The sequence below is a fragment of the Aromatoleum aromaticum EbN1 genome (genome assembly GCF_000025965.1).
In the GTDB taxonomy this organism is placed as follows: Bacteria; Pseudomonadota; Gammaproteobacteria; order Burkholderiales; family Rhodocyclaceae; genus Aromatoleum; species Aromatoleum aromaticum.
In genome coordinates, this window is record NC_006513.1 from 1 (window position 1) to 13,325 (window position 13,325).

24 protein-coding genes and 1 tRNA gene are annotated in these 13,325 nt (G+C 65.6%); 21 read left to right on the forward strand and 4 right to left on the reverse strand.

Annotated elements, in window-relative coordinates:
- Nucleotide 1: 1 nt before the first annotated feature.
- Nucleotides 2-412, reverse strand: coding sequence for a helix-turn-helix domain-containing protein (locus EBN1_RS00005; protein ID WP_011235864.1), 411 nt, complete (start codon nt 410-412; stop codon nt 2-4).
- 74 nt (nt 413-486) lie between these two features.
- Between EBN1_RS00005 and EBN1_RS00010 the strand changes: the two genes are divergently transcribed.
- The 3 genes from EBN1_RS00010 to EBN1_RS00020 all read left to right on the forward strand — a co-directional run bounded on the left by EBN1_RS00010 (nt 487) and on the right by EBN1_RS00020 (nt 2,120).
- On the forward strand, nt 487-1,176 hold the full coding sequence (locus tag EBN1_RS00010; RefSeq protein WP_011235865.1) for a LexA family protein: 690 nt from the start codon (nt 487-489) through the stop codon (nt 1,174-1,176).
- A gap of 67 nt (nt 1,177-1,243) precedes the next feature.
- Nucleotides 1,244-1,549, forward strand: coding sequence for a hypothetical protein (locus EBN1_RS00015; protein ID WP_041645316.1), 306 nt, complete (start codon nt 1,244-1,246; stop codon nt 1,547-1,549).
- 22 nt (nt 1,550-1,571) lie between these two features.
- A complete protein-coding gene (locus EBN1_RS00020) occupies nt 1,572-2,120 on the forward strand; it encodes a hypothetical protein (protein ID WP_011235866.1) in 549 nt (182 codons plus the stop codon).
- Between the two features lie 130 nt (nt 2,121-2,250).
- Here the strand turns inward: EBN1_RS00020 and EBN1_RS00025 are convergent, their stop codons facing one another.
- Nucleotides 2,251-2,685 carry a pilin gene (locus EBN1_RS00025; RefSeq protein ID WP_011235867.1) on the reverse strand — a complete coding sequence of 145 codons (435 nt, stop codon included), beginning with the start codon at nt 2,683-2,685 and terminating at the stop codon, nt 2,251-2,253.
- 213 nt (nt 2,686-2,898) lie between these two features.
- Here EBN1_RS00025 and EBN1_RS00030 point away from each other — a divergent pair, with 213 nt between their 5' ends.
- Complete coding sequence (locus tag EBN1_RS00030) at nt 2,899-3,441, forward strand: tetratricopeptide repeat protein (protein WP_011235868.1); 543 nt, start codon at nt 2,899-2,901, stop codon at nt 3,439-3,441.
- Between the two features lie 238 nt (nt 3,442-3,679).
- On the opposite strand, the gene EBN1_RS00035 is transcribed toward EBN1_RS00030, so the two are convergent.
- The gene (locus tag EBN1_RS00035) at nt 3,680-4,150 is read right to left on the reverse strand and encodes a hypothetical protein (protein ID WP_041645318.1); all 471 of its coding nucleotides are present in this window, start codon (nt 4,148-4,150) and stop codon (nt 3,680-3,682) included.
- Between the two features lie 195 nt (nt 4,151-4,345).
- Here EBN1_RS00035 and EBN1_RS00040 point away from each other — a divergent pair, with 195 nt between their 5' ends.
- The 16 genes from EBN1_RS00040 (at nt 4,346) to EBN1_RS00115 (ending at nt 12,035) form a co-directional block, all read left to right on the forward strand.
- Nucleotides 4,346-4,651, forward strand: coding sequence for a DUF7673 family protein (locus tag EBN1_RS00040; protein ID WP_049780123.1), 306 nt, complete (start codon nt 4,346-4,348; stop codon nt 4,649-4,651).
- A gap of 34 nt (nt 4,652-4,685) precedes the next feature.
- Nucleotides 4,686-4,889 carry a hypothetical protein gene (locus EBN1_RS00045; protein ID WP_041645320.1) on the forward strand — a complete coding sequence of 68 codons (204 nt, stop codon included), beginning with the start codon at nt 4,686-4,688 and terminating at the stop codon, nt 4,887-4,889.
- A 57-nt stretch (nt 4,890-4,946) separates the two neighbouring features.
- Nucleotides 4,947-5,297 carry a hypothetical protein gene (locus tag EBN1_RS00050; RefSeq protein ID WP_011235870.1) on the forward strand — a complete coding sequence of 117 codons (351 nt, stop codon included), beginning with the start codon at nt 4,947-4,949 and terminating at the stop codon, nt 5,295-5,297.
- A gap of 37 nt (nt 5,298-5,334) precedes the next feature.
- Nucleotides 5,335-6,183 carry a YfdQ family protein gene (locus EBN1_RS00055; RefSeq protein ID WP_011235871.1) on the forward strand — a complete coding sequence of 283 codons (849 nt, stop codon included), beginning with the start codon at nt 5,335-5,337 and terminating at the stop codon, nt 6,181-6,183.
- Nucleotides 6,184-6,187: 4 nt separating this feature from the next.
- Nucleotides 6,188-6,592 (forward strand): DUF6378 domain-containing protein, encoded by a 405-nt coding sequence (locus tag EBN1_RS00060; protein ID WP_049780124.1) that lies wholly within the window; start codon nt 6,188-6,190, stop codon nt 6,590-6,592.
- Nucleotides 6,589-7,728: a hypothetical protein gene (locus EBN1_RS00065; protein ID WP_011235872.1), complete on the forward strand. Its 1,140-nt coding sequence runs from the start codon at nt 6,589-6,591 to the stop codon at nt 7,726-7,728. The genes EBN1_RS00060 and EBN1_RS00065 overlap by 4 nt, the downstream gene beginning before the upstream one ends.
- A complete protein-coding gene (locus tag EBN1_RS00070; RefSeq protein ID WP_041645323.1) occupies nt 7,728-7,985 on the forward strand; it encodes a hypothetical protein in 258 nt (85 codons plus the stop codon). The genes EBN1_RS00065 and EBN1_RS00070 overlap by 1 nt, the downstream gene beginning before the upstream one ends.
- A gap of 10 nt (nt 7,986-7,995) precedes the next feature.
- Nucleotides 7,996-8,340 carry a hypothetical protein gene (locus tag EBN1_RS00075; protein ID WP_157866539.1) on the forward strand — a complete coding sequence of 115 codons (345 nt, stop codon included), beginning with the start codon at nt 7,996-7,998 and terminating at the stop codon, nt 8,338-8,340.
- The gene (locus EBN1_RS00080; protein WP_041645326.1) at nt 8,337-8,792 is read left to right on the forward strand and encodes a hypothetical protein; all 456 of its coding nucleotides are present in this window, start codon (nt 8,337-8,339) and stop codon (nt 8,790-8,792) included. The genes EBN1_RS00075 and EBN1_RS00080 overlap by 4 nt, the downstream gene beginning before the upstream one ends.
- Complete coding sequence (locus tag EBN1_RS00085; protein WP_041645328.1) at nt 8,789-9,112, forward strand: hypothetical protein; 324 nt, start codon at nt 8,789-8,791, stop codon at nt 9,110-9,112. The genes EBN1_RS00080 and EBN1_RS00085 overlap by 4 nt, the downstream gene beginning before the upstream one ends.
- A gap of 67 nt (nt 9,113-9,179) precedes the next feature.
- Nucleotides 9,180-9,665 (forward strand): hypothetical protein, encoded by a 486-nt coding sequence (locus tag EBN1_RS00090; RefSeq protein ID WP_041645330.1) that lies wholly within the window; start codon nt 9,180-9,182, stop codon nt 9,663-9,665.
- 62 nt (nt 9,666-9,727) lie between these two features.
- Complete coding sequence (locus EBN1_RS00095; RefSeq protein WP_041645331.1) at nt 9,728-10,003, forward strand: hypothetical protein; 276 nt, start codon at nt 9,728-9,730, stop codon at nt 10,001-10,003.
- 105 nt (nt 10,004-10,108) lie between these two features.
- Complete coding sequence (locus EBN1_RS00100; protein WP_041645332.1) at nt 10,109-10,375, forward strand: hypothetical protein; 267 nt, start codon at nt 10,109-10,111, stop codon at nt 10,373-10,375.
- A complete protein-coding gene (locus EBN1_RS00105) occupies nt 10,372-10,728 on the forward strand; it encodes a hypothetical protein (protein WP_041645335.1) in 357 nt (118 codons plus the stop codon). Before EBN1_RS00100 ends, EBN1_RS00105 begins: the two co-directional genes overlap by 4 nt.
- Nucleotides 10,729-10,795: 67 nt before the next feature.
- Nucleotides 10,796-11,803 (forward strand): integron integrase, encoded by a 1,008-nt coding sequence (locus EBN1_RS00110; protein ID WP_011235876.1) that lies wholly within the window; start codon nt 10,796-10,798, stop codon nt 11,801-11,803.
- A gap of 7 nt (nt 11,804-11,810) precedes the next feature.
- The gene (locus tag EBN1_RS00115) at nt 11,811-12,035 is read left to right on the forward strand and encodes a hypothetical protein (RefSeq protein ID WP_083782910.1); all 225 of its coding nucleotides are present in this window, start codon (nt 11,811-11,813) and stop codon (nt 12,033-12,035) included.
- On the opposite strand, the gene EBN1_RS00120 is transcribed toward EBN1_RS00115, so the two are convergent.
- Entirely contained in the window at nt 11,947-13,056 is a 1,110-nt protein-coding gene (locus EBN1_RS00120; protein WP_157866540.1) for a site-specific integrase, read from the reverse strand. The genes EBN1_RS00115 and EBN1_RS00120 overlap by 89 nt on opposite strands.
- A 164-nt stretch (nt 13,057-13,220) precedes the next feature.
- Here EBN1_RS00120 and EBN1_RS00125 point away from each other — a divergent pair.
- A tRNA-Arg gene (locus EBN1_RS00125) sits at nt 13,221-13,295 on the forward strand.
- Nucleotides 13,296-13,325 lie beyond the last annotated feature (30 nt).

Here is a 13,325-nt window from a genome sequence, read left to right on the forward strand (position 1 = left end):
ATCACGCCCTCCCATCCCGCCGATCCACCGCCCGACGATCCTTCCGCCGCTGCTCGCTCCGCACGCGCCGGTCACCATCGCGACGTTCCACCGCGCGGCGGTCGTCATGGACGGGCTCGACATAGGTTCGCTCGGCCACATCAACCGGAGTTGGCACGAAGGCGGGGAGCGTGGTTTCGCTTTCCACGTCGCCAGTCCCGCGCAGATACCCCCAATCCACGTCGGGGCGGAGTTCTTCGCAGCGGACGGCGCCGGCTGTGGCGCGCTCGATGGCCGGGCAGCGCTCGGCGGGGATCGGTCGAACGCCAGTAACCCACTGGCTGACCGCAGCAGGCGTCACGCCGAGAGCACGGGCCAAGGTTGCTTGGCCGCCTACGGATTCGCACGCCAAAAGGATCGGGTTTCGGTTCATGCCACGACTATAGCACCGCTACAGATTACATATCAAGCCATGCTATTCATTCCAATAGATAGCATTGCTTCATCATGCTGATATGGTCACCGCACGAAGAAGCAGAACGTCTTAAGGCCCGTTTTGGAGCGGTCCCCAACCGGGAGAAGTTCGCTCGAGAAATTGGACTTCACGGCGGCGGATCAATGATCTACCAGCACATAAAGGGGATTCGCCCGATCAGCCGCGAAGCGGCGGTTGCGTATGCGAAAGGCTTCAATTGCAGGCTCGAAGAAATCAGCCCGCGAATCGCCCTTGAGATACAGCAGGCCACTTCTGTCTTGTCGCCAACGCCAGACCGTCCGCCCGAGTCGCCGAACATCTGCGCCGGACCGGACCGCAAAGGCAAGGTGCCGCTAATCTCGTGGGTGCGCGCAGGTGAGTTCGCTCATGCCGCTGATCTTTTGCCGGTCGGCGAGGCCTATGAATGGGTGGAGACCGGCGTGAACGTGCAGCCCCACACTTTTGCGCTGCGCGTCCAGGGCGACTCGATGGAGCCGGAATTCGTCGCTGGCACGATCATCGTGATCGAGCCGCACATGGTCGCTGAGCCCGGCGACTACGTCATCGCCCGCAACGGCGACAACGAGGCCACTTTCAAGCAGCTCGTGCGCGACGGGGCGGACCTGTACCTCAAACCGCTGAACCCCCGCTACCCGATCAAGCCGCTGGGCGCCACGGCGATCATCGGCGTGGTTCGAGAGGCCGTGAAGCGCTATCGGTGAGCGGGTGTTTTCCAGGCCATCACCCCTTGCCCGCAATCTGTAACAGCCTCCCAACAACAACAGACTCATGCTATTTTTCAAGGGCTTGAACGGCCCGAAATTTGTCAAGTCCATCGTCGAAGGGGTCGGATTGTGGCTCGGTATCGTCAGCGGCTTGGCGTGGCTGTGGTCCGAATTGGCGATCGTGAAGGTCGAACTGACATGGGCCGTGACAGTCACGACCGGATTTTTCGTGTTCTACGTCGGGGTCCTGCTTTGCTTCACGCGGCAGGGGGTTCTGCAAACGCGCATCGACGAATGCGCCCAGGCCAAGAAAGCGCTGGAAGAAGAAGTGCTGCGCAAGCGGCTGTCGTCCAGGAAAAAAGGCCGGTGAGGCTGATGGGGAGAAGTGGAAAATGAGCGTGATTGCCATTCACGCGGCGATCGTCGGCGTGACGGTCGTCGTCGCATACGTCCTGCACATGCGCACGATGCGCATGAAAGCCTGTTTCAACCTCTTCCGCGTGCGCGACCGCTTCGTCCTGCTCGTCGCCAAAGACATCCTGCCCGAAGACAGCAGGGTGTTCGTCCACTACTACGGACGCATCAACAAGCTGCTTTGCGACGCCCCGAAAGTCGGCATCGACGACATGCTGGCCACGATCTTTCGTCACGTGCCCAATGGTGAGTTCGACCAGGCACTGGAGCGCGCCCGCTCCCAGTCGCAAAAAATGCTGGCCGATCCGCTCATGCAGAACGACGAAGTGCGAGCGGCCGTGGCCGATTACTACCGCGCCATCCGCGCGATGCTGCTGTCCCACAGCAGCATCCTGAAGGTCATCTACCTGCTGTCGCACCGCTTCGCCACGTCGCTCCACTCCGGCTGGATCGGCGGCGAAGTCAGCCGCGGGCTGAAGGCCGCCGACTACGCCGACGAAGAAGCTGCCCTGTTTAAACCCGCCTGAGGTTATGGCGCCGGGGTGACGCCACGGCAGCCGGTCCTCGACACGGCCGGCTATGTTGTGGTGGGTGGCGGCATAAAAAAAGACCGCCGAAGCGGTCTTTACGTGGAATATGCAGACTCTTGCCCTACTCTTATTCCGCTGCCGCCGCCCGGCAGGTCGACGGGCGATACTTCGCGTCCACAGATCCGGCGCACGCCCACACTAGCACGCCAGTTGCGTCGGCCTTAGGCGTCAGCGTGATCGTCTCTGCGGCAATCGCGTCGTTTGCATCTACGCCGCCGGTCGATGTAATGACGCCGCTTGGTCCGATTGCGACGCTGGCGGTGTACTTACCCACGGCACCACCGTAGCCCGCAGCGGCATCACTGGCAGGGAGGGCGCCAGTCGACTGAAAAGTTTCAGCAACGGCAACCTTGGCGCCATCTGTCAGGGACATCAGTTCTGAAACCTGAGCCCGGATCGTGTAATCCTGATACGCCGGCAGCGCGACCGCTGCCAAAATCCCGATGATCGCGACGACGATCATCAGTTCGATCAGCGTGAAACCTTGTTGGACCTTTTTCATTTTCAGCTCCCTTGCTTGTTTGACGGGACGTCCCGTGCACATCGTCACGCAACAAGCGTGCCAACCACCAAAGCGGCATAATCGCCCCGGAGTGCCACCCATGTCGCACTTATTACTGTGACATTCGGGCGAATGTCGCAGCGTGGCACACGACACGCCGCCCCCTTCCGGGCTTGAGCGCAGCCCTCTAAACTCCGTGCCCTGGAGGCTCCCATGACCGCAATCACCGTTCCCACCGCCGCACTCATCCTCGACCGGACCACGCGCACCATCTGGCGCCGCATCGCCGACGGATCGCTGCCGGCGATCACCGAAGACGACCGGCAGAAGATCCCGCTCGACGCCGTCATCCGCGAGGCGTGCATTCCGATCGACCCGGACGACTACGAGCTCGTCACCGGCACCGACGCCGGCGATGCCGAATCGCAGTGCGACCTCGCACTGCTGTTCCTGCTGCGCGACCGCCCGCACATCGCCATGCCGCTGCTCAACCTGGCCGCCAAGGACGACTACCCGGAGGCGCTCTACCAGATCGCCCGCTGCCACATCGCCGGCAAGGGCGTGCCGCGCGACGGCAACGCCGGCATCATGTGGCTCGCTCGGGCCGCCAGCCGCGGCCACTCCGTAGCCCAGGAGCAGATGCGCGTCGTGCGCGAGTCCGGCACCGGCACCGACCTCGACGCCCTCGACGCGCTGCTCGAGCGCATCGAACAGCGAGTCGTGTTCGCTGCACTGGAAACCACCGCAACCCGCTAGACCCCCCGCGCTTCGCAATCTGCCCGCCGCTTGAGCGGGCTTTTTTACGTCCGTAGCTTAAAGCCATTTCGCTGATATATAGCTGCGCTATTGACATTAAATATAGCGTTGCTATTATTTCTCCAACGCCTCCCTCGAGGCACCGGAGACCGCGATGCCCCCCGCTGCACCCCATCCCGTCCCGCCCGAAAAAAAGGCCGCACTCGGCGGCCTCGTTGCCTGGTGTTGCGGAGCTGCGTCAGGCGATCAAGGCGACCAGCTTCTCGCGGCACCCTTCGCCGTAGCACGCGGCCTCGTCGAGGCCGCGCTCGCGGACCACATCGTTGTAGGCGAGCCGCTTCAAGGTGTCAGACACGATGATGTCGTCGTCGGCGCACAGCGCCTGGTAGGCATCGTCGAGCGCCGCGTCGTCGAGCGCGCGGGCCCTCGCCTGCAGGGCCGCGTACTGCCGACGCTGCGCCAGCGACTTCGCCGCCACCTCGGCCGGGTGCAGCGCGAACTCGACCGCCTGGAAAACGGCGAACACCACGCCGAGGCCCACCGCCCAGCCCGCGTGCTCGGCGCCGATCGCCCCGATCGCCCCAGAACCGGCCAGCAACGCCATCACCCGAACGGATGCGTCCAGACGTCGCCACAGGCAGGCGTGTCGTTCGAGCACGCGGGCGGCGTAACGGACGTTGAACGAAGTGTCGGCGCGGCTGGGTTCCATGATCAGGCTCCTGTCATTTCGGCTTGGGTGCCGGCTTCGGCGGCACTTGGCCTTTCACGTTTTCGGGATCAATTTCCACGGCGGTTCCTTGTTTGTGTTGTTGATGGGCTTGTCCTGGTAGACGCCCCCATTTTAGCAAGAAGCCGCCGCCCCTATTCCGTTGGCAATTTGAGCGCATATGCGCAGGAGGCAACCATGGCCACACCCACCCCCCAGCAGCTCGAAGCGCTCGACCGCCTGTGGCAAGTCGCCAATGGACACAGCGGCCAGTGCCGCACCGTCGCCGCGTTCCTGCTCGGCCTCTACAACGGCCAGCGCTTCCCGTTCGATCTCACGAACTTCCGCTGCCTGGACGCCGAAATCTTCAAGGACTGCCTGCAGGTTCTGGTGATGGACAGCCGCCCGCGCGCCGAAGTGCACGTGCTGCTCGGCGTGCCAGGCAGCGACTTCGAACAGCTCGCCACCGGCTGGAACATCCGCGACCGCGAAACCGGTCAATAACTGCCGCCCATCTCGTCACCCCGGAGTAACGACCATGTCCTTCGCCCTGACCGCAGCCCTCACCCGCCCCCGCGCCCTCGAACGCGAGCGTGCCCGCCTCGCCGAAATGCGCGACAACGCCGCCGCGCTCCTCGGCGCCCAGGCCGACGTCGTCGCCCGCCTCGAAGCCGGCGCGCCGACCTCCCGCGACATCGTCCGCAGCGTCGAGCGCCGCGCCAAAGCCGCAGTTTTTGCCTGACCCGCACAAACCCACGCCGGCGGGGCTGACGCCGGCAAACAAGATCAGGAGATCACCATGAGCACCAGACCGTTCTTCGACACCGCGCGCGAAATCCGCCGCGGGCAGTTCCTCGAGGACTGCGCAGCCGAACTGCAGAAAGCCGTGCGCGCCGTCGACGAAACCGGCAAGCCCGCCAAGCTCGTCGTCACGATGACCATCAAGCCCGCCAGCAAAGGCCAGGGCGCCTATGTGATCAGCGACAAGGTCGCCGCCAAGCTGCCCGAGCTGCCGGTCGGCGAAACCATCATGTTCGGCACCCCCGAAGGCAACCTGCAGGCGCGCGATCCGCGCCAGGGTGAAATGGAACTCAAGGCCATCACGGCCGACGCCCCGCAAGCCGCCCAGCTCAAGACCGTCAACGGCTAACCCTCCCCCCTCTCCACCGACAACACGGACCCACAACATGACGGAAAACGTCCTCGAAATCTCCACCGGCCTCGTGCAGGACATCGAAGCCCTCGCCCGCAAGCCCTTCATCGTCGACGACATCGACGGTGTTGCCCTGGCTGCGGTGCCGGACGGCTACAAGCTCGTCAGCCTCGAAACCCACAACGCCTCGCCGGCCCGCAAGTCCGGCAGCACCACGCTGCACGACGCCGACAGCTTCATCGCGATGGTCAAGCGCCACGGCACGGCGGAAGACTGCGCGGTGTACATCGACGCCGACTATGCCGCGCAGAAAATCAGCGCCGTCGCCCTGTTCAACGACCACAGCGAAGACGGCCCCGGCTGGCGCGACCACCGCGCCGTCTTCGCCCCGCGCTTCACCGAAGAGTGGAAGCGCTGGACGGGCAAGTCCGGCGTGCCGATGAAGCAGGCCGAGCTCGGCATGTTCCTCGAGGCCAACGTCGGCGACATCGTCGCCCCGCCCGACAGCAAGCTCCCGACCGGCAGCGACGTGCTCGGCTTCGTCCTCACGCTGCAGGAAAACCGCAAAGTGCGCTACGGCAGCGCGGTCAATCTGCAAAACGGCATGGTCCAGATCGAATTCACTGAAGAAGGCGATTCGGCGACCAAAGGCAAGCTCGAAGTCTTCCGCGAATTCGCCCTCGGCCTGCGCCCGTTCGCCAACGGCCAGGCGTACCAGCTGAGCGCCTTCCTGCGCTACCGGGTCGACCGCAACACGGGAGAACTGAATTTCTGGTTCGAGTTGCAGCGCCCCGACCGCGTGCTCGAAGACGCCTGCCGCGAAACCGTCGAGCTGATCCGCGCCCAGGCCAGCGTACCCGTCGTCTTCGGCCGCCCCGACTGACCCCATGCCGCCGCTCATCACGCTGCCCGCATTCGACCGCTGGTGGACGGCGGCAATCACTCATCTGCCCATCCCGACGACCATGAACAGCCGCACACCATTCCCCCCCCTCACGACTGATACCGTCGACGCCACCGAAATCCTCGTCGCCGCAGCCGACTGCATCGGCGACCGCGCCAGTCAGCGCGACCAGGCCGACGGCGAGCGCTCGATGAGCCGCGCCGTCGACACCTTCAACGTCTTGACCGGTCACAGCTTGAGCGAGCGCGACGGCTGGATCTTCCAGGCCGTCCTCAAGCTCGCCCGCGCCCAGGGCGGCCGCCACGTCCTGGACGACTACATCGACGGCGCCGCGTACCTCGCGCTGGCCGGCGAATCCCTGCGCGTGCGCAGCGAGGCGCAGTCATGAGCGCGCCGAAGACCCGATTCCGCCGCCCGAGCGCTGCTCCTGCCTCGCTGCGCGACGAGATCGTCGACGTGCTGACGCGCGACGGCGAAGCCACCGCCAAGCACATCGCCTGGCAGACCAACGCCGCGAATTTCCCCAGCCGCGTCGCGAACGAACTCAACAAAATGCTCGCCGACGCCCTCGTCGAGTGCGAAAAACGCAAGGGCCGCGGCAACGAGTATTTCTACTGGCTCGTCACCGCATCCCCCGCCACGGGCGCCGCCGAACACGGCACCCGGCCCCAGCCGGAGGTGGGTCAAAACACCGGCAGCGACGGCGAGGAGGTCAACCTTTCCTCCCCGGCCGTCGCCGTCCCCGAGCCCGCGCCGGCCGCCCCCGCCACTCCTGCGGCGGCACCGGTCGCGGAGGACGTCAGCGACAGCGACCTCGAGGTGCAGTATCTGTCGCCCGAAGATTACGAAATGCCGCCGGCAAATCCATCCCTGCTCGCCAGCGCGAACCGGATGATGTCCCAAGCCCTGGACGCCTGGCGCGACCTCGCCAATCGCAACGGCTGCACCACCCCGGAAGGCCTCGGCGCGCACATCACCGACACCGAACAGCGCCTGCGCATGGCGCTCGACGTGGCGGCCGTCGTCAAGGCAGACTGGGAGGCCATCCACGAGGCGCTAGGCCGCGACGACATTGAGATCGAGCCAAACGACATTGTCGGTGCGATCGGCGAGTTGCGCGAAACGTTGAGGCTGCTGAGTCGCGAGGCAACCCGACTGCGCGAATCGACAGCCGCAGCCATCGCCGAACGCGACAACGCCACCGCACTCGCCGACAAGCTGCAGCACCTGCTCGACTCCAGCCGCCATGAGACCGAAGCGCTGCGCGCCGAAGTCGAGCGCCTGCGCGCATCCACCACCGCCACCGTCGAATCGTTCGAGCCCGCCGCCGCAGCCGACGTCCTCGACACCGCCCGCGGCTATCTCCTCCGCGTGCCGAAGCGCCCTGCGCGCATCCTCACCCAGCCGCACAGCGCCCGCGCCGCAGCGATCGCCGCCGCACGCAACGGCGCCGCACGCGCCGAGGTGTTCGCCCTGGTGCACGTCGGCACGGCCCGGCCCGCCGCGGAATGGGGGGAGGCGTGATGCGCCCACACGCCCCTGGCGACGCAGGTTGCATCCGCAGACACGCGCGGCGCTATGTCGCCTGCGTGAATGCGTGCGAAGGCATCAGCACGGAGACGCTCGAGCAGCGCGGCATGGCCCCGATTATCTCGCTCGAGCAGCAGCGCGACGAACTGCTCGCGGCACTGAAAAAAATCGATCAGTTCGGCTTTGCGATGGGCATGGCTGAGTGTCAACGGTTGGCACAGGCCGCCATCGCCCGGGCGGAGGCCGCCTGACATGCTGCCCATGCCCGCTCTCATCTCCATCGGCGACCAGGCGGCCGCCCTCGCGCGCGACTGGCAGCACTGGTCGACGCACAGCGCCGCGGCGCAGATGCGCCTCTCCCGCGCGAATGCCGCCCGCTGCACCGGCCTGTTCGAAACCCTCATCAGCATCCTCGCCACGCGTCCGCATCTGTGGTGGGCGTGCAGCGACCTCGTCGAGCCGCTCGCCGCACGTGGCATGACGCGCACCGCCACCCAGATCGGCAAATGCCTGAGCACCGCCGCAGCCGCCGGCCAGGTGCGCAAGCGCGTGCGCGATGACCGGCGCGTGACGTACGGCGCACCGCAGCGGGAGGCCGCCGCATGAGGCCCCACTACACCGACCGCGCCGGCATGAACCGCGCCTACCGCGCCCGCGTCATCTTCGCCCCCTACTACCGCCTCCTCAACGAGCTGCAGACCGTCGAAGTGACCGCGCTCGACGACGCCCCGGCGATGGAATGGGAAGGCGAATACGAGCTCGCCGCGCCGGTGCTGCACGGCTTCGCCGCCGTCTGGGAGCGCATCCAGCGCGATCGCCCGTGCGGCATCGACCTCGCGGCACTCACGCACCTGGCGACGCAGCTCGAAACCGGCGCACCGCTCACCGAGCGCGACCTGCACCGCGCCCGCGACAGCCTCGACGCCTGCCTGCGCGCCTACAAGCGCCTGCCCCTCACGCTGATCGCGCGGCACGCCAACACCGAAGAGATGGCGATCAAGCTGCACGCGCTCGTCGGCAACCTCGATCAACGCCCCACCGCGCCGGCCGCCCGATGAGCACCTACGACGAGCTCGAGTGTTTGAAAACGAACCCCTTCGAGGGGGATTTCGGCAGCCCAGGCGACAGGACGCTGAAGGACAAGATCGTCACAGCGCGCAAGGGCGGAACCTGCGGCATGTGCCGACAAGAGATTCAGCCCGGCGAGCGCGTACGACTGCTGGCGGCTGTGTTCGACGGCACGCTGATGAGCTACCGCTGGTGCTCGGCGTGCTGCGCGGCAATGGCGGCGAGTTGGACCGATAACGGTGATGCCTGGACGGCCCGAGCGAGGCTCGGGCGCGAGTCATCTAACGACCAAGGCAAGCGGACCCCGTAGGCGCTGCGAAGCGGCGCCGGAGGCGGTCCGCTTGGGCGCAGAGTTGGCAGGCATTTTGGAGGCAGGCATGAGCATGACAGAGGAACTGCGCAACGCCGGCCGCGGCCGGGAAGAGTGGCGCGTGGCAGACCCGAAGGATGGCAGCTACTGCATGGTGTTTTCGCACTATGACGGCCACACCTTCAACCCGGAACGCGAAGCGCATGAATGGCTTGATGATCACCGCCGCCGGTTCCCTGACAGTCAATTCGCCGGACACGAAGTTCGGCGCGTGGTGGCGCGCGACCGCACCGACGACTTGCTGCACTCGGCTGCGGAACACATCGAGCGCCTTTCGGCGCGCGCCCTTGAGCTTGCCGCGGCGAACGATGACATGCGCGGGCTGCTGCTCTGGACGCTGTACCACCACCAGGGCGGCAGCAGTGACATCGGCCAGCCGATCCGGAGGGCGCTCGGCATCGGGCAGCACGACCACCTGACGGCAGAGCAGATTGCGGAGGCGAAGGCTGCCGCGGCCATGCCTGCCAACGCAGAGGTAAGCGGCGGGCTTTAGCCCGTCGCGCTTGAGCGCCCAGTTGGGCGCAACCGTTTCCAATTTGGAAGGAGTTGAAGGACATGAACAAAGAACAAGCCTACGACGAGCAGATTGCCCCGCTGATGACACAGATCATCGAGGTTGCGAAGGAACACGGAATTGCGATGTTCGCCAGCTTCATGATTCCGAACGACGAAGACCCGGAACTGTGCTGCACGACTCACCTGCCGGACGGAGACGGCGATTTCAGGCCGGAATACAGCCGCGCGCACGCCGACATCCACGGGCGACCGGCGCCGCTGCACCTGCGCACCGAGCACGGCGACGGCTCTACGACCATGACGGCGATTCTGTGACGCCCAACGCGTAGCTGTGCGGCCTGCGCGGCTTTTCGCGCAGGTCCGAACGAGCGTTGTGTTATGCGGCAGCTGTAAAGGATTCCTTGACAACTGGAGAGACGAATGCAAGCGGATTTGTTTGACGGCGTGCGACACGACCCGAAAGCGGCCCCAGTGGGATATTTCGCCATGCTCAAGGCGAAGGCGAAGCCGTCAGATGGGAGCAACATCTGCCGCGCCTGCGACTGGCGACCGGAGTGCCAGCGCCCGGAAACCGACTTCACGCGGACGAACCACCGCTGCATGCCGTGGGCTCGCGATGACGGTAGCAGCGTGCTGTTCAAGCGCCTGACGCCCATCGCGGGCGATCGAAACGGAGAACGACAATGACGGACTACAAAAGCATGTTTGAGCAGGCAGTGAGGGCGCTGGCTGCGATTGATGAGGCGCTTGGAATCGGCGATGACGGCTGCGGAGACCCCGACCAGACGCTGACCGCGATTGCTGCCTTGAAGGCGCGCGCGGCTGGTGTCGGCGATGGGCGCGTGACACGTGAAATGCTCACGGCAGCGCATGGCGTGACGTTGGAGAGCGGCGACGTGGTGCTGTCGGCGCGATTGCTGGAGCGCATTTACTCGGCGATGACGCAGGCTGCTCCGCCGCACAGGACGCCGTTTGACACCTGCCCGACGTGCGAGGCACTGGCCCGCACGGTGATGATGGATCAGACAGGCACGGCATGAGGCATAACTCCAATTGAACTGCACTTTTTGTCTGTGAACGTTCCATCGCGACCCGGAGCCCCGCGCCATGACTGAAACCATCGAACGAAACGCGACACTCGCCACCGCAGTGCAGCAGCCGCGCCTGATGGATCGTGTGCGCGCCTCTCTCCGGGTCGCGCACTACGCGCTCAGCACCGAGCGCACGTACTGCCACTGGATCAAGCGGTTCATCTTCTTCCACAACAAGCGACACCCGATCGAGATGGGCGCGCCGGAGGTTGAAGCGTTTCTGTCGCATCTCGCAACGGCCGAGAACGTCTCCGCGAACACCCAGAACCAGGCAATGCACGCCGTCCTCTACCTTTACAAGCACGTCCTCGGCATCGACTTGCCCTGGCTCGACGGCATCACCCGGGCCCGGGAAAGCAAGCGCCTGCCGGTCGTCATGACCCAGCGCGAGACTCAGGCCCTGCTCCGCCACGTGCACGGCACGTCCGGCACGATCATCAAGCTGCTCTACGGCACCGGCATGCGCCTCCTCGAAGGCCTGCGACTCAGGGTCAAGGACATCGATCTTGAGCGACGCGAGATCATCATCCGCGAGGGCAAGGGCAACAAAGACCGCGTGACCATGCTACCCGCCAGCCTGGTCGATGAGCTACGCGACCATCTGCAGGCGCGCCGCGTCATACACGACCGCGACCTCTCCACCGGTCACGCCGACGTTGAACTGCCACATGCCATCGAGCGCAAATACCCGCAGGCCGGGCGGCAATGGGCGTGGCAGTACGTCTTCGCCGCGAAGAGCTACAGCACCGACCCGCGCACCGGGATCTATCGCCGCCACCACGTCGGCGAATGGGTCATCCAGCGCGGCGTCCGCGCTGCGGCACGGGCGGCGGGCATTCCGAAACTCGTGCATCCGCACACGCTTCGACATTCATTCGCCTCGCACTTGCTCGAGAACGGCAGCGACATCCGGACCGTACAGGAGCTGCTCGGCCACGCCGACGTCAAGACAACCATGATTTACACGCACGTACTGAACCGCGGCGGCAAAGGCGTCACCAGCCCGCTAGACCGCCTCGCCTGAGATCACCATGAGCCTACTGACCCACGCCTACCTGCTCGAAAAATACGGCCCCCTGCTGACCACCGAGCAGCTGGGTTCCGTCCTGCACCTCGAACCCGGCACCGTGCGCAACCAGACCGGCGCGCAGACGCTCGGCATCCCCGTTATCCGTCGCGGGAAGACGCCCCTTTACCACGCGCAGGACGTCGCCGCGTACCTCGACCAGCTCCGCTCTCTGTCGCAGGCCGCGTAGTGGGCTTCAATGCCAGCGCCGAGGGGTCGAGGTTCACGTACCGGTCGAGGTGCTCGGAGCGCTTGTGCCCCGTGACGACCCGCGCCTCGTGCGGACTCCAGCCCGCCTCGATCAACGCGCTGGCCGCCTCATGGCGCATGTCGTGAAAATGCAGATCCGGAATCGCCTTGGCACGGCACGCCTCGAGGAAGTACTTCGAGACCGTCTGCGGATGATGCGGAAAAACCCGGGCATCGTCCCGCGGCTGGCGCTGGATGATCGCCAGCGCGTCGCCCACTAGCGGCACCCACTGGTCGTTGCCCTCCTTTTTTCGAGGGTCCTTGCGGTCACGCACCAGGATCAACCGCTTCGCCGCGTCCAGATCCGCCCACGCCAGGCGGAAGATCTCTCCGCGCCGCAGCCCGACCTGAATCGCCAGCCGGATGATGTCCGGCAGCGCCGCGAACACCGGCGACACGGCGGCCCGCTCCGCGCAGTACTCGAAGATCCCCGCGAGCTCATCCGCCGTCGGCCGCCGCTCCCGCCGGCCGCCCCCACCGATCAGCCCCAGGTGGTGCAGCACCGGACGCGCCATGCCGACGACGTCGGGGGCGCGGAAGTTCAGCACCGCCGCCGTGTGCCGCAAGACGGTGCCGAGCTTGCTGACATCCATATTGATCGTGTACGGGCCGGCGCCCTCGCTCCGGCGCGCCTGACAGAACTCGACCAGGTGCGCCACTTCCATCTGCTCGGCGCGGCGCGTGCCCAGGCGGTCGGAAAGCGTCCGCAGCTGGTAGTGTTCATTCGCCGTATCGGCCACCGGGCGCCCCGACCGCTCCCGCAAGTCGCGGTACGCCGCGATCACCTGCGCCACCGTTATCCCGCTCGCGGCCTGGTACTCGCCCGTGTCGATCTGCCCTTCGACCTTGCGCGCCCAGGCCTCGGCAGCCGCTTTGGTCGCAAACGTTTTGCTGCTAGACTTCGCCCCGGCACGGCGCACCTGCGCCCGCCAGCGAGTCCCGACCTTGATGATGCTCGCCATACTTCCCCGCTGTAGCAATCTCTGTAGCAAATCGCGTGCACTCAAGTGTGCAATTGCGTGGTTCAGAGTGTAGCAGCGTGAAGTTAAGGAGGCGAACGAAAGCCGGGATTCACTAGGAAAGACGCGGATTTGCTGGAAGTTCGACGTCATTCCTATTTACCGCACTCCTCGTAGTTCAATGGATAGAACGAGCGCCTCCTAAGCGCTAGATGTGAGTTCGATTCTCGCCGAGGAGACCACTTCGCAACCTCGGGCACCGTCGGGAGCGG

Bases quoted from the DNA above. Each gene is read 5' to 3' on its own strand.
- EBN1_RS00005 (WP_011235864.1), bottom strand. From the start codon at position 412: ATGAACCGAAACCCGATCCTTTTGGCGTGCGAATCCGTAGGCGGCCAA.
- EBN1_RS00010 (WP_011235865.1), top strand. From the start codon at position 487: ATGCTGATATGGTCACCGCACGAAGAAGCAGAACGTCTTAAGGCCCGT.
- EBN1_RS00015 (WP_041645316.1), top strand. From the start codon at position 1,244: ATGCTATTTTTCAAGGGCTTGAACGGCCCGAAATTTGTCAAGTCCATC.
- EBN1_RS00020 (WP_011235866.1), top strand. From the start codon at position 1,572: ATGAGCGTGATTGCCATTCACGCGGCGATCGTCGGCGTGACGGTCGTC.
- EBN1_RS00025 (WP_011235867.1), bottom strand. From the start codon at position 2,685: ATGAAAAAGGTCCAACAAGGTTTCACGCTGATCGAACTGATGATCGTC.
- EBN1_RS00030 (WP_011235868.1), top strand. From the start codon at position 2,899: ATGACCGCAATCACCGTTCCCACCGCCGCACTCATCCTCGACCGGACC.
- EBN1_RS00035 (WP_041645318.1), bottom strand. From the start codon at position 4,150: ATGGAACCCAGCCGCGCCGACACTTCGTTCAACGTCCGTTACGCCGCC.
- EBN1_RS00040 (WP_049780123.1), top strand. From the start codon at position 4,346: ATGGCCACACCCACCCCCCAGCAGCTCGAAGCGCTCGACCGCCTGTGG.
- EBN1_RS00045 (WP_041645320.1), top strand. From the start codon at position 4,686: ATGTCCTTCGCCCTGACCGCAGCCCTCACCCGCCCCCGCGCCCTCGAA.
- EBN1_RS00050 (WP_011235870.1), top strand. From the start codon at position 4,947: ATGAGCACCAGACCGTTCTTCGACACCGCGCGCGAAATCCGCCGCGGG.
- EBN1_RS00055 (WP_011235871.1), top strand. From the start codon at position 5,335: ATGACGGAAAACGTCCTCGAAATCTCCACCGGCCTCGTGCAGGACATC.
- EBN1_RS00060 (WP_049780124.1), top strand. From the start codon at position 6,188: ATGCCGCCGCTCATCACGCTGCCCGCATTCGACCGCTGGTGGACGGCG.
- EBN1_RS00065 (WP_011235872.1), top strand. From the start codon at position 6,589: ATGAGCGCGCCGAAGACCCGATTCCGCCGCCCGAGCGCTGCTCCTGCC.
- EBN1_RS00070 (WP_041645323.1), top strand. From the start codon at position 7,728: ATGCGCCCACACGCCCCTGGCGACGCAGGTTGCATCCGCAGACACGCG.
- EBN1_RS00075 (WP_157866539.1), top strand. From the start codon at position 7,996: ATGCCCGCTCTCATCTCCATCGGCGACCAGGCGGCCGCCCTCGCGCGC.
- EBN1_RS00080 (WP_041645326.1), top strand. From the start codon at position 8,337: ATGAGGCCCCACTACACCGACCGCGCCGGCATGAACCGCGCCTACCGC.
- EBN1_RS00085 (WP_041645328.1), top strand. From the start codon at position 8,789: ATGAGCACCTACGACGAGCTCGAGTGTTTGAAAACGAACCCCTTCGAG.
- EBN1_RS00090 (WP_041645330.1), top strand. From the start codon at position 9,180: ATGAGCATGACAGAGGAACTGCGCAACGCCGGCCGCGGCCGGGAAGAG.
- EBN1_RS00095 (WP_041645331.1), top strand. From the start codon at position 9,728: ATGAACAAAGAACAAGCCTACGACGAGCAGATTGCCCCGCTGATGACA.
- EBN1_RS00100 (WP_041645332.1), top strand. From the start codon at position 10,109: ATGCAAGCGGATTTGTTTGACGGCGTGCGACACGACCCGAAAGCGGCC.
- EBN1_RS00105 (WP_041645335.1), top strand. From the start codon at position 10,372: ATGACGGACTACAAAAGCATGTTTGAGCAGGCAGTGAGGGCGCTGGCT.
- EBN1_RS00110 (WP_011235876.1), top strand. From the start codon at position 10,796: ATGACTGAAACCATCGAACGAAACGCGACACTCGCCACCGCAGTGCAG.
- EBN1_RS00115 (WP_083782910.1), top strand. From the start codon at position 11,811: ATGAGCCTACTGACCCACGCCTACCTGCTCGAAAAATACGGCCCCCTG.
- EBN1_RS00120 (WP_157866540.1), bottom strand. From the start codon at position 13,056: ATGGCGAGCATCATCAAGGTCGGGACTCGCTGGCGGGCGCAGGTGCGC.